Source organism: Nocardia sp. CC201C (assembly GCF_030010695.1).
In the GTDB taxonomy this organism is placed as follows: Bacteria; Actinomycetota; Actinomycetes; order Mycobacteriales; family Mycobacteriaceae; genus Nocardia; species Nocardia otitidiscaviarum.
This window is the reverse complement of the sequence record NZ_JASCXP010000156.1, coordinates 1-15,070: the sequence shown is the minus strand read 5'-3', so window position 1 is coordinate 15,070 and position 15,070 is coordinate 1. Positions and strand designations below refer to the sequence as shown.

1 protein-coding gene is annotated in these 15,070 nt (G+C 72.2%); it reads right to left on the bottom strand.

Features of this window, described 5'->3' with window-relative positions; translation table 11 throughout:
* On the bottom strand, window positions 1–15,070 hold a 15,070-nt coding region (locus QK444_RS17780), incomplete at both ends, for a non-ribosomal peptide synthetase (RefSeq protein ID WP_282781715.1).

Genomic DNA, 15,070 nt, shown 5'->3' with positions numbered 1-15,070 from the left:
AGTCGGAACGCCCGACGAACTCCAGTTCCCCGGCACCGGAACCCGATTCGCCGGTGATCCAGCGCACCAGGTCGCCGGTGCGGTACATGCGTCGCCCCGGCCGGCCGTGAGGGTCGGCCACGAACCGGGTCGCGGTGAGGCCCGCACGGCCCCGATAGCCGCGCGCCACCCCGGGTCCCGAGACGTAGAGTTCACCGACCACGCCCGTGGGCACGGGCCGCAGCCAGGTGTCCAGGACCGCCACCGACATGCCGGTGATGTTCGCGCCCAGCGTGATCGGCGCATCCGCGCGCAACTCGCGGCTCCCGGTCACCCAGATGGTGGCCTCCGCCGGACCGTACAGGTTGTGCACGCGCCGCCGCCGGGCCGGGTCGGTGCGCGACCACCGCGCCACCAACTGCGGTGGGCAGCGATCGCCGCCGGTCAGCACGACCCGCAGCGCGTCGAGTCCGTCGGCGTCCATCGACAGCGCCACCGCGGGCGTGAGGAACGCGTGGGTGATGCGCCGCGATCGCAGCAGGTCCGCCAACGGCGGGCCGCCGTAAGTCTGCTCGGGCGCGACGACCAGCGCGGCGCGGCCGGAGACCGCGAGCAGCAGTTCCAGCAAGGCCGCGTCGAAGGTGCGCGCCGCGACCGCCAGCACGCGCGAATCCGGGTCGACGGCAACGCGGTTCCGGTGGTCGGCCACCAGGTTCGCCAGTCCGGCATGGGTGACCTCCACCCCCTTCGGCCGACCCGTCGAACCGGAGGTGTAGACCACATAGGCCGTGGTGGACGGTCGCACCGCACCGCGGTCCGCGGCCGTCACCGGTGCGGGCGCGCACGCCGCGATCTCGTCCGAGGTGGCGGTCGCGTCGAGGACCAGCCACGACACCCCGTTCACCGGGAGGTCGGCGGTGTGCGCGGTCACGGTGAGACCGACCCGCACCCGGGAATCGGCGCAGACGTAGCGATTGCGGTCGATCGGGTGGCCCGGGTCCACGGACAGGAAGGCCGCGCCGGTCTTGGCGACCGCCCAGACCGCCAGCACCCAGTTCAGGGAGCGGGGCACGCCCACCGCCACCACCGACTCGGGGCCGACGCCGCGGCCGATCAGGAAGCGCGCCAGGCGATTCGTCTGCTCGTCCAGTTGCCGGTAGGTGAGGGTGCGATCGCCGTCCACCAGCGCCGCGCCGTCCGGATTGCTCGCCACGGCCGCCGCCAGCAGGTCCGGCAGCGGAGTGCCCGCCCCGGCGTGGTCGTCCCCGGCGCACGGCGGCAGCCGACGCTCCCGCTCCGGCAGCGGGTCGATGTCGCGCACCGTGGTGGCGGTCTCGGTGCCGATGATGTGCAGCACCCGCCGCAGTTGCCGGGTGAACTCGGCGATGGTGTCGGCGTCGAAAATCGCCGTGTGGTACTGGATTCGCAGGCGCAGGGTGTCCTGGACGGTGGCGGTGCAGGTCAGCGGGTAGTGGGTGGCGTCGTCGGCGACGATGCGCTCGACGGTGAGGCCGCCGTCGCCGATGCTGTGTTCGATGCCGTCGGCGTCCACCGGGTACGACTCCAGCACTATGAGGGTGTCGAACAGACTGTCCTGCCCGGTGAGCGCGTGAATCTCGCGCAGGCCGACATGGTGGTGGTCGAGCAGCGCTGCCTGTTCCTGGTGCATGCGAGCCCAGAGCTGGGTCACGGATTCGTCGGGGCGCAGGCGAACCCGGGTCGGAATCGTATTGATGAACAGGCCGATGGTGCGCTCGGCGGCGGGCAGGTCGCCGGGACGCCCGGAGACCGTGGCCCCGAAGACCACGTCGGTGCGTCCGCTCCACCGTGCGATCATGATCGCCCAGGCCGACTGGAGGACGGTGTTGACGGTCACGCCCGCCGCCGCGGCGGCGGCCAGCAGGTCGCGGGTTTCGCTGTCGTCCAGCGTGATCGCGTGATCGGCCACCGCGAGCGGGCCGGTGCCGAGGGTGGCCCCGGCGGCGAGAAGGGTGGGTTCGGCGCCGTCGAGCGCGGCGGTCCAGGCGGCGCGGGCCGCGTCCCGGTCCCGGGCCGCCAACCAGACGAGGAAGTCCCGGTACGAACCGGACGGCGTTCCCGGCGCGTCGGCGTAGTGGCCGAACAGATCGGTGAGCAGTAGCGGCCAGGACCAGCCGTCGAGGATCACATGGTGGTTGGTCAGCACCAGCGCCCAGCGGTCGGCGGGCAGTGCGGCGACCGTGCACCGCAGCAGCGGTGCGGCGGTGAGGTCGAAGGGGGTCGCCTTCTCCGTCGCGGCCAACCGCGCCAGCGCGGTGTCCGGATCGGGATCGTCGGTGAGATCCACTACCCGCCACGGCAGTTCGACGTCGTCGCGGAGCACCGCTACGGTGCTGCCGCTGTCGGTGGTATGGAACGCGGTGCGCAGGCCGTCGTGGCGGGCCAGCAGCGTGGCCGCCGCGCGGCGCAGCCGGTCGGCGTCCAGGTCACCGGACAGTCGCAGCATCAGCTGTGCGACATAGGCGTCCGCGTCGGCGTCGACCAGGTGGGCATGGAACAGCAGTCCGGCTTGCAACGGAGTCACCGGCCAGATGTCACCCAGGGACGGGTACGCGGCCTCCAACGCGTCGATCTCCGATTGCGTGAGCCGCACCAGCTCGAAGTCGGACGGCGAATGCCCACCCGCACCGGGTATTTCGGCACATTCGGCGATCGCGGTCAACGCCTGCGACCACAGCTGTGCGAACTCCTCGACCTCGGACCGATCGAGCAGCGTACGCGGGAAGCGGAAACTGGCCCGCAGCCGATCGTCGATGGCGATCGCGCTGATGTCCACCGCCACCGTCACCGGCATATCCGGATCCGGTGCGGCATCGAGCTCGCCCAGTCCGCCGTGCACCTCGCTGTCGCCGGTGTCGGCGGCGGAGACTCGGCCCAGATAGTTGAAGCCGATCCGTCCGGGCATGCGATCGGGCAGCCGGGCGGCGGTGTCGGGATTGAGATAGCGCAGCAGGGCGTAGCCGATGCCCTTGTCCGGGAGGGCGCGCAGGGTCTCCTTCACCGACCGCACCACCGTGGCGACGTCCGCGAGGTCGACGCCGGTCAGATCGAAGCGCACCGGGAACATCGAGGTGAACCAGCCCACGGTGCGGGACAGGTCCGCGCCGGGCACCACCTGTTCCTCGCGCCCGTGCCCTTCCAGCCGCACCAGCACCGTCGGTTCGTCGCTGCCGCGGCGCGCCAGCCAGAGTCGCACGGCCACGGCCAGACCGGCGAGCAGCCCGTCGTTGACGCCGCCGTGGAATGCGGTCGGGACCGTGGTCAGCAGGGTGCGCGTGACCGCCTCGGGCAGCTCCACGCGCACCTGGTCGAGCGTCTCGGCGGTATCGACCGCGGGGTCGAGGTCCCGTCCGCCCCACAGCGGGTCGGGTCCGTCGACGATGCCCTGCCAGAACTCCAGTTCCGCCAGCCGAGCCGGTTCCGCGGCCGCCGCGACGAGGCCGTGCGCCCACCGCCGCATCGAGGTGCCCACGGGGGCGAGAACGGGGGCCGCGCCGGTGCGCACCCGGTCGAGCGCCGACAGCAGATCCGGGACCAGCACGCGCCAGGACACGCCGTCGACCACCAGGTGGTGCGCCACCACCAGCAGCCAACCGGGCATATCGCCGAGGTCGAGCCAGACGAACCGCACCATCGCCCCGGCGGCCGGATCGAGCGCTCGCAGAGCCGAATCCAGCTCCGCGGCGGCGATATTCGTGACGGCCTCCAGGCCGTCGGATACCAGCTCCGGGTCGATCGGCCGGTGACGCAGCCGCGACGCCGCGGCGACCGTGCTCGGCGGCGCGACCGAGATCCACCACTGTCCGGGCGCATCGCACCGCAGCTTCGAGCGCAGCATGTCGTGGTGGTCCAGCAGCGCGCCCAGCGCGGTGTGCAGCCCGGTTTCGGTCACGCCGTCGGGCAGCCGCAGCACCACGTGTTGCTCGAAACGCCGGAAACCCTTCCCCCACTGCACCATCCAGTGCGCTACCGGCAGCAGCGGCAGTTCGCCCACACCGCCGCCGGGCAGCTCCGCCAGCGTGGCCCCGGCGGCCGCGGTGGTGTCGGCGACGGCCGCCAGGCGCGCCGCCGTCCGCTGTTCGAAAACGTCGCGCGGGCCGAAGGCCACGCCCCGGGCCCGCGCCTTCGCCACCACCTGGATGGAGACGATGGAGTCGCCGCCCAGGGCGAAGAAGTCGTCCTCCGCGCCGACCCGGTCGATGCCCAGCACCTCGGCGAACACCTCGGCCACCACCTGTTCGGCGGGGGTGGCCGGTGCCCGGAACTGGTGCGGGGTGAGCACCGGTTCCGGCAGTGCGCGGCGGTCGATCTTGCCGCTGCTGGTCAGTGGCAGTTCGTCGAGCACCGTCACCACATCCGGCACCAGATAGCCGGGCAGGCGTCGGCGCACCGACTCCCGCACCGCTGCCGGATCGAGCTCGGTTCCGGGCGCGGCGACCACGTAGGCCACCAATCGCGCTCCGGCGGCGTCCTCGCTGCCGTGCGCGAGCGCGACGGCCTGCGCCACGCCGGTCACCCCGGTCAGCGCGGCCTCGACCTCACCCGGTTCCAGACGCTGACCACGGACCTTCACCTGGAAGTCGGACCGGCCGACATACTCCAGAATGCCGGTGGCGGAGTCGGATTCGCTGCCGTTCACCCACCGCACCAGATCGCCGGTGCGGTACAGCCGCTCGCCGGGTCGCCCGTAGGGGTCGGCGATGAAGCGTCCCGCCGTCAATCCCGCACGACCCCGATACCCGCGTGCCACACCGGGGCCCGACACGTACAGCTCACCCACCACGCCCACCGGAACCGGCCGCAGGGACGAATCCAGCACCCGCATGGACATGCCCGCGATACCCGCGCCGAGGGTGATCGGATCACCCGCGCGGAGTTCGGGGCTGACGGTCACGATGACGGTGGTCTCCGTGGGGCCGTAGACATTGAAGAAGCGCCGCGCACGCGCGGTGTCGGTGCGCGACCACCGTGCCATCAGATCCGGTGGGTAGTGCTCGCCGCCGACCGTGACCACCCGCAGTGCGTCGAGTCCGTCGGGGTCCACCGACCGTGCCACCGCCGGGGTCCAGAAGAGGTGGCTGATGCGTTGTGCGCGCAGGAGTTCGGCCAGCGGTTCGCCGCCGTAGACGTCGGCGGGCGCGAGCACCAGCGTCGCGCCGGCGGGGACGGCGAGCAGGATCTCCAGCACGGCGGCGTCGAAGGTGCGGGCGGCCACGCCCAGTATTCGCGACTCGGTGTCGATCGCGTACCGCTGCGCCTGGGTGGCGGCGACCGCGGACAATCCGGCATGGGTGACCGCGACGCCCTTCGGACGGCCGGTCGACCCCGAGGTGTAGACGATGTAGGCGAGGGCATCGGGATGGAGCGCACCGCGCCGATCCGCGTCGGTCACCGGTGCGGCGGGCTGGTCGCGAACCCGCTGCGCCACTTCCGGAGCGTCCACGACCAGCCATTCGGGCACCGCGTCCGACAGCTCCGCACGGTGGCGCTCCAGTGTGATCCCCACGCGCACCTCGGAATCGGCGCACAGGAACCGATTGCGCTCGCCCGGATGCGCCGGATCGAGGGAGAGGAATCCGGCCCCGGCCTTGGTGACGGCCCAGACCGCCAGCACCCATTCCAGCGACCGCGGCATGCCGATGGCGACCACCGACTCGGGGCCGACCCCGCGCTCGATCAGGCAGCGCGCCAACCGATTCGTGTGTTCGTCCGCGGCCCGGTAGGTCAGGCGGCGTTCGCCCGCGACGACCGCGTACCCATCGGGATTCGCTGCCACGGCCCGCGCCAGCAGTTCGGGCAGCGTGCCGCCGTCGGAGGCCGGGACGGTGTCGGCGCGGCCCCATTCGGAGAGCAGGCTGTGCCGTTCGGAGGCCGAGAGGATGTCGATATCCCGCACGGCGCGGTCGGAGTCGGCGGTGCAGGCGCTCAGTACACGGATCAGCCGCTGCGCGAACGCGGACACCGTGGCCTCGTCGAACAGATCGGTGGCGTAGCCGATCGCGATCGGCATGGCCCCGCGTTCGTCGGGGGTGTCGGCGGCGGTGAGGGTCAGGTCGAACCGTTCCACGCCGGTGTCGGCACCCGATGCGACGACATCGACTCCGGGCAGGGCGATGTCGGCGTCGGCGAGATTGTGGAAGGCCAGCATCACCTGGAACAGCGGGTGCCGGGACTCGCTGCGCGGCGGATCCACCGCCTCCACCACCTGTTCGAACGGAATCTCGGCGTGCGCGAACGCTTCCAGGTCGACGTCGCGCACCGCGGCCAGCAGGTCGGCGATCGTTGCCGACTCGTCGATCCGGGTACGCAGCACCACCGTGTTCACGAACATGCCGACGAGACCGTCGAGTTCGGCCGCGCCGCGCCCCGCGACCGGCGACCCGACGGCGATATCGGCGCTGCCCGACAGCCGCGACAACACGACCGCCAGGGCGGCGTGGACGATCATGAACACCGTGACGCCGCGAGCGCGGGCGGTGTCGTGCAGCCCGGCGACCACGCTCGGTGCGACCGTGACGTGGAGGGTGGCTCCCCGATGCGACGCCACGGCCGGTCGGGGCCGGTCGGTCGGCAGGTCCAGGGTGTCCGGCAATCCGTCCAACTGCTCGGACCAGTACCGGAGCTGTCGCGTCAGCAGCGAGGTCGGGTCGTCCGCCGAGCCGAGGAGTTCTCGCTGCCACAGGGTGTAGTCGGCGTACTGCACCGGCAGCGGCGCCCACGCCGGGTGCCGTCCGGCGCGCCTGGCCCGATATGCCTCGGCCAGATCGCGGGCCAGCGGACCCATCGAGAAGCCGTCCGCGCCGATGTGGTGCACCACCCACACCAGCACGAACTCCTCGGGCCCCACCGACAGCAGCCGCACCCGCAGCGGAATCCGCTGCGCGACATCGAATCCCACCGCCACCTCGGCGGCGACGGTCGCCGCGACAGCGGCGGCTGCCACGGGGCGCGGTGTGGTGTCCACCTCCGCCGCGGCGGCCAGCTCCGCGACCGGCACCACCGACTGATAGGGAACGCCGTCCGCGTCGGGATAGCGCGTGCGCAGCACCTCGTGGCGGCCGAGCACATCCCATACCGCCGCCGACAGCGCGGCCACGTCCACACGACCGGTCAGCCGCAACACCATGGGAATGCTGTAGGCGACGGAGTCCGGTGCGAAGCGGTTCACGAACCACATGCGCTGCTGCGCGAAGGACAGCGGCACCCGCTCCGGGCGCGTCCGCGGCCGCAGTGGCGGAACCGCTGCGGCGGTGGCCGATTCCGCCACCCGGGCGGTGAGTGTCGCCGCCAACTCGCCCACCACCGGCCGCGCGAAGATATCGCGCAGGCCCACCGTGACTCCGATCCCGTCGGCCAGCCGCGCCGACAGCCGGGTGGCGGACAGGGAATTGCCGCCCAGCGCGAAGAAGTCGTCATCTCCTCCGACGCGGCCGGTACCGAGCACCTCGGCGACGATGGCCGCCACCCGCGCTTCGATCGGCGTGGCGGGCGCGCGATAGGCGGCCCGCGCCGACACGGGTTCGGGCAGCGCCGCCCTGTCCAGCTTGCCGTTCACCGTCAGCGGCAGCTCGTCGAGCACCAGCACCGCATCCGGCACCATGAAGCCGGGCAGGCGTCGGCCCACGGCTTCCCGGATCCGGGCCGGATCCGGACGGTGGCCCGGATCGGCCACCACATAGGCCACCAGGCGCGCGCCGTCGCCGTCCGCCGGGGTGTGCACCAGCACGACGGCCCGGTCGATACCGGCGAGGTCGGTCAGGGCGGCTTCGACCTCCCCCGGCTCCAGACGCTGTCCCCGCACCTTGACCTGGCCGTCACCGCGTCCGACGAACTCCAGTTCCGCGGCGCCCGAGCCGTTGTCGTCTGTCGTCCAGCGCACGAGATCGCCGGTGCGGTACATGCGGCGTCCGGTCTCACCGCAGGGGTCGGCGATGAAACGGGCGGCGGTCTGTCCCGGGCGGCCCGCATAGCCCCGGGCCAGTCCCGCGCCGCAGACATACAGCTCGCCCACCACGCCGGTGGGAACCGGCCGCAGCCACGAATCCAGCACGCGCACCGTCATTCCGGCGACGACCGTACCCATGGGTACCGGTGCACCGGCCCGCAGGTCCGCGCTGCCGGTCACCCAGATCGTGGCCTCGGCGGGGCCGTACAGGTTGTGCACCCGGCGCCGACTCGCGCGGTCGGTATGCGACCACCGGGCGACCAGGGCGGGCGGGCAGGCCTCACCGGCGAGGGTGAGCACCTCCAGGTCGTCGAGCCCGGCGGGGTCGACGGTGGCGGCCACGGACGGGGTGAGCACGGCGTGGCTGACCCGTTCGGCGCGCAGCAGGTCGGCCAGGGCTCGGCCGCCGTAGACGTCGGGCGGGCTGACCACCAGCGTCGCGGAACCCGACAGCGCCAGCAGCAGTTCGAAGACGGCGGCGTCGAAGGTGCGGGCGGCCACGCTCAGCACCCGTGCGTCCGGGGTCACTCCGAATCGCTGGCGCTGTTCGGCGCACAGGGCCGCGAGTCCGGTGTGGGTGATGGCGACGCCCTTGGGGCGGCCGGTCGAGCCCGAGGTGTAGACGATGTAGGCGGTGCCGTCCGGGTGCGGCCGAACCGTGACCGGTGTCGGCGGGTACTGCCGGATGTCGGCCGCCACGGCCGGATCGTCGACCACCAGCCAGCCGATGGTCTCACTCGGCAGTGTCGCCGCCTGCCGTGTGACGGTAATGCCCACCGGCACGGCGGAATCGGCGCACATGAAGGAATTGCGTTCCTGTGGATGCCCGGGATCGAGCGAGAGGAAGGCCGCACCGGTCTTGGCGACGGCCCAGACCGCCGTCACCCAGTCCAGCGACCTCGGCAGCCCGATCGCCACCACCGTCTCCGGACCGATGCCCCGGTCGATCAGGAAGTGCGCCAACCGATTCGACCGCTCGTCCAGCTCCCGGTAGGTGATCCGCCGGTCCCCGTCCACGACCGCGTCGCCCTCGGGATCGCCCGCCACGGCGGCGGCCAGCAGGAGCGGCAGCGTCACCTCGGACGAGCCGGGGTCGACGGCGACCCCGCGCCCACGGTGCGACAGCAGTCGCCGTTGCGCGGGCGGCAGCGGGTCCACGGCCCGCAGCGGCAGGGCCGCGTCGGCGGCGATCGCACCCAGCACCTGTCGTAGGCGCTGAGCGAAGGCGGCGATGGCGACTTCGGTGAACAGTTCTGGCCGGTACTGCAACCGCAGCCGCAGCGTCTCCTGCAACGTGACGCTGCACGTCAGCGGGTAGTGCGTGGCATCGGTCGCGTCCACGCCGTCGATGCCGATACCGGCGCGACCGGTGAGCGCCCGGATCCGCTCGGCGTCGAGGGGATAGGACTCGAACACCATGACCGTGTCGAACAGGCGATCGCAGCCGGTGAGTTCATGGATGTCGGTGAGTCCGAGATGCTGATGGTCGAGCAGCGTCGCCTGCTCGTCGTGCATACGCTGCCACAACCGGGTGAGGGTCTCGGCCGGGCGCAGCCGCACCCGGGTCGGCACCGTATTGATGAACAGGCCGATGGCGCGCTCGGCACCGGGCAGCTCAGCCGGACGACCCGACACCGTCGAACCGAACACCACATCGTCGCGACCGGTCAGCTGCCCGACCAGTAGCGCCCAGACCGATTGCAGCACCGTATTGACCGTCACACCGGCGGCCGCGGCGGTCGCCAGCAGCGCCCGGGTGTCGGCGTCGTCGAGGGCGACGGCGTAGTCGGCCACCGCGCCGGACCCGGTGTCGGTGCTCGCCGCGACCAGGGTCGGTTCGGCACCGTGCAGGGTTTCGCGCCACGCCGCACGCGCCGCGTCCACGTCCCGGGCGGCCAGCCAGGCCAGGAAGTCCCGATACGATCCGGCCGCGCCGAGGGAGCGGGTGTCCGGCTCGGCGTAGCGGGTGAACAGTTCGGTGATGAGCAGCGGCCACGACCAGCCGTCGAGAATGACGTGGTGGTTGGTCAGCACCAGCGCCCAGCGGTCGGCGGCCAGCCGCGCGAGGACGAAGCGCAGCAGCGGCGCGGACGCCGGGGCGAAGCGCCGGTCCCGCTCCGCGGCGGCCAGCTCCGCGAGAACGACGGTGGCGTCCGCCGCGGCGGCCGACCCGTCACCGCCCTGCCGATCGGTGAGATCCACTACCTGCCAGGGCGGTTCGACATCGTCGAGCACGACGGCGACGCTGACGCCGCTGCCGGTGGTGGTGTACGCGGTGCGCAGGCTCGGATGGGCGTCCAGGACCGCGTGCGCGACGTCGTGCAGGCGATCCGCGTCCAGGGCACCGGTCAGCCGCAGCACCAGCTGGGCGGTGTACAGGTCGACGTCGGCGTCGAGTTCGGCGTGGAACAGCAGTCCGGCTTGCAGCGGCGTCACCGGCCACACGTCGCGCAGTGTCGGGTAGGCGGATTCCAGTGCGGTGACGTCGGATCGGGTCAGCGACACCAGCGCGAAGTCGGAGGGGCTGTGCCCGCCCGCGCCGGGCAGTTCGGCGTGCTCGGCCAGGTCGGTCAGCGCCTGCGACCAGGCCGACGCCAGCTCGTGCACCTCCGCGCGGTGCAGCAGCGTACGCGGGTAGCGGAAACTGGCGCGCAGGCGGTCGCCGCTGACGATCGCACTGATATCCACGGCCAGGGTCACCGGCATCTCCGGATCCGGGGTGCCGGGCAGTTCGCCCAGCCCGCCGTCGATGCCGTCGTCGCCGAGTCCCGCCAGGCGGCCGAGGTAGTTGAAGCCGATGCGGCCGGGCATGCGGTGCGGCAGATGGTTCGCGCTCTCCGCGTCGAGATAGCGCAGCAGGCCGTAGCCGATGCCCCGGTCCGGGATCGAGCGCAGTGTCTCCTTGACCGTCCGCACCACGGCGTCGAGTTCGGCCCCGCCCGCCGCCACCGTGTCGGGGTCGATGCCGGACAGGTCGAAGCGCACCGGGTACATGGAGGTGAACCAGCCCACGGTCCGCGACAGATCCGCTCCCGGCACGACCTGTTCCTCACGCCCGTGGCCCTCCAACCGGATCAGCACCGACGGGTCGTCCACACCGCGGTGGGACCGCCAGCGGCGCACCGCCACCACCAGCCCCGCGAGCAGTCCGTCGTCGACGCCGCCGTGGAATACCGCGGGCACCCGCGACAGCAGCGCACGGGTCACCGCGGGCGGCAACTCGACGCGCACCTCGTCGAGCGTGGCGGCGGTGTCGATGGCCGGGTCGAGATCGCGTCCGCCCCAGAGCGGATCGGGGCCGGACGTCATGTGCTGCCAGAGCGCCAGCTCACCGCGCCGACGCGGGGCGGTCGCCGCCGCGTGCAGGCCGTGCGTCCAGCGGCGCAGGGACGTGCCGACCGGCGGCAGCACCGGCGGCGTCCCCGATCCCGCCTGCGCGAGCGCGGACAGCAGATCGGGGATGACGATCCGCCAGGACACGCCGTCTACCACCAGGTGGTGCGCCACCATCAGCAGCCAACCGGGCGTGTGATCGCCGGGGTCGAGCCACACGCACCGCATCATCGCCCCGGCGGCCGGATCGAGCCCGGCCTGGGCCGAATCCAGTGCCGCGGCGGCGATATCCGCGATGGCCGCCCGCCCCGCCTCGGTATCCGGGTCGGTTGCGGGATCGATCGCCCGCCGGGACAGCACGTCGGCGGCGAGCACGCTGCCGGGTGCGGGCACGACCAGCGTCCAGTCGCCGAACCCGTTGCGCCGCAGGGTGGACCGCAGGGCGTCGTGACGATCGAGCAGTGCGCCGACCGCCAGGGCGAGAGCCGCCGCGTCGACATCGGCCGGGAGTCGCAGCAGCACATGCTGTTCGAAGCGCCGGAATCCGCCGCCCCACTCCACCATCCACCGAGCCACCGGCAGCAGCGGGAACTCGCCCGCACCATCGTCCGCGGTGACGCGGACGGCCTCCGGCTCGGCGGTGCGCGCGATCACCGCCAGTCGGGCGGGCGTGCGCTGTTCGAACACGTCCTTCGGGCCGAACACCACCCCGCGTTCGCGGGCCTTGGCCACCACCTGGATGGAGATGATCGAATCGCCGCCCAGGACGAAGAAGTCGTCGTCGGCTCCCACCCGCTCGATGCCCAGCACCTCGGCGACAACCCGGGCGATGGTCTCCTCGACCGGTGTGGCGGGCGCCCGGAAGGTGGGCGCGTCGAACACCGGCTCGGGTAGGGCACGCCGGTCCACCTTGCCGCTGCTGCTCAGGGGCAGCGCGTCGAGAACGGTCACCGCATCGGGCACCATGTAGCCCGGCAGGCGGCGACTCACCGCCTCCCGCACCGCCACCGCGTCCAGTTCGGACCCGGACGCCGTCACATAGGCGATCAATCGCGTCCCGGCGGCGGTGGTCCGGGCGGCGGCGACCGCCTGTTCGACCCCGCCGACCTCGCTCAGCGCGGCCTCCACCTCACCGAGCTCCAACCGCTGACCGCGTACCTTCACCTGCGAGTCGGCGCGGCCGACATAGGCCAGTTCGGCGGTGCCGGACGCCGCGTCGTCGATCCAGCGCACCAGATCACCTGTGCGGTACCGCCGTTCGCCGGGCCGCCCGTGCGGATCGGCCACGAACCGCGTCGCCGTCAGGCCCGGCCGCCCCCGATACCCGCGGGCCACGCCGGGACCGGAGACGTACAGTTCGCCGACCACCCCGGCCGGGACCGGGCGCAGCCACTCGTCCAGGACGGCGACCGACATCCCGGCGATCGGGCCGCCGATACCCACCGATCGACCCACGGCCGGTTCCGCCGCCGTGACCCAGATGCTCGCCTCGGCCGGACCGTAGAGGTTGTGCACCGTGCGCCGCCGCCCCGGATCGGTACCCGACCAGCGCGAAACCAGCTGCGGTCCACACTGGTCGCCGCCGGTCATGACGACCCGTAGGGCGTCGAGCCCGTCGGGGTCCACCGACATCGCCACCGACGGGGTGAGGAAGGCGTGCGTAATGCGCTGTGCCCGCAGCAGATCCGCCAGCGGCGGCCCGCCGTACACGTCCTCGGGCGCGAGCACCAGTGCCGCACCGCCGGACAGTGACAGCAGCAGTTCCAGGATCGCCGCGTCGAAGGTACGGGCGGCGACCGCGAGCACGCGCGAATCGGCGGCCACCCCGGCGCGCCGCCGCTGGTCGGCCACCAGCGCGGCCAGGCCGGTGTGCGTGACCGCCACGCCCTTCGGACGGCCCGTGGAACCCGAGGTGTAGACGACATAGGCCGTGGTCGCCGGGTGCGGCGACGCGATGCGCTCGGCATCGGTCACGACGGTGCCCGCGCACGCCTCGATATCGGCGCTGGCGGCCGGATCATCGGCCACCAGCCAGGACATGCCGTCGGCGGGCAGTGCCGCCGCATACCGTTGGGCCGTGATGCCCACCCGCACAGCGGAATCCGCACAGACGAAGTGATTGCGCTCCATTGGATGCGCCGGATCCACGGATAAGAAGGCGGCCCCCGTCTTGGCGACCGCGCATACCGCGAGCACCCATTCCAGCGACCGGGGCAGCCCGACGGCCACCACGGCCTCGGGACCGATCGTGCGGTCGATCAGCCAGCGCGCCAGTCGATTCGAGCGTTCATCCAGATCCCGGTAGCTGAGCCGCCGGTCCCCGTCCACCACCGCGTCGCCATCCGGATTGCTCGCCACCGCCGCCGCCAGCAGGTCGGGCAGCAGTACGCCGTCCACGACGTGGTCGTTGCGGCCCCAGACGTCGAGCAGCCGGTGTCGCTCCGACGGCGACAGCACATCGATATCGCGCACCACGACGGCGGGATCGTGCGCCACCGTGCGCAGCACCGAGCACAGCCGCCGGGCCAGCGCCTCGATCGTGGCCGGGTCGAAAAGATCGGTGGCATAGCCGAGTTCGACCGGTATCGCCCCGGTGGCGTCCGGTGTGTCGCTCAGTGTGAAGGTCAGGTCGAAGCGCTCGATCCCGGTGTCGGCTCCCGAGCCGGTCACCACCAGGCCGGGGAAGTCGAACCGGACCTCGTCGAGATTGTGGAAGGCCAGCATGACCTGGAACAGCGGATGATGCGCCCGGCTGCGCGGCGGATCCACCGCCTCCACCACCTGCTCGAAGGGAATTTCCGCGTGCGCGAACGCGTCCAGGTCCACCCCGCGCACCCGCGCCAGCAGATCGGCGAAGGGTTCCGCCTCGTCCACCCGGGTGCGCAGCACGATCGTATTCACGAACATGCCCACGAGATCGTCCAACTCGGCGACGCCGCGGCCGGACACCGGTGAGCCGATGGCGATGTCCCGGCTGCCCGACAGCCGGGACAGCACGACCGCCAGGGCGGCGTGGAAGATCATGAATACCGTGACGCCACCGGTATGCGCCAGTTCCCGCAGCTGCGCGACCACCTCGGGTTCCACCGCGAAGGCGTGCTTCGCGCCGCGATGCGATGCCACCGCCGCGCGCGGGCGATCGGTGGGCAGCGCCATTACCTCGGGTAACCCGTCCAGCTGCGCTACCCAGTACCGACGCTGCCGCGCCAGCACGGATTCCGGATCGGTGACCGATCCGAGCAGCTCACGTTGCCACAGCGTGTAGTCGGCGTACTGCACCGGCAGCGGTGCCCACTCCGGCTGCCGCCCCCGGCACCTCGCCGCATACGCCGCGGCCAGATCCCGGGCCAGCACCGCGATGGAGAAACCGTCGGCATTGATGTGGTGCACCACCAGCACCAGCACGAACTCGTCGGGACGCACCGACAGCAACCGTGCCCGCAGCGGAATGTGCTGCGCCACATCGAAACCCGTTGCCACCACACCGGCGATCACCGCGCGGGCACCGGCCTCGTCCACCGCCTGGGGCGTGAGGTCGAAGTCCACGGCCTCGGCCAGTTCCTCGACCGGCACCACCACCTGGTGCGGAATGCCGGCCACCTCGGGATACCGGGTCCGCAGCACCTCGTGCCGAACGAGCACATCCCGCACCGCCGTGGTCAGCGCCGCCACCTCCACCCGGCCCGCGATCCGCAGCAGCATGGGAATGCTGTACGCCGCCGAGTCGGGGTCGAACCGGTTCACGAACCACATCCGCTGCTGCGCGTACGACAG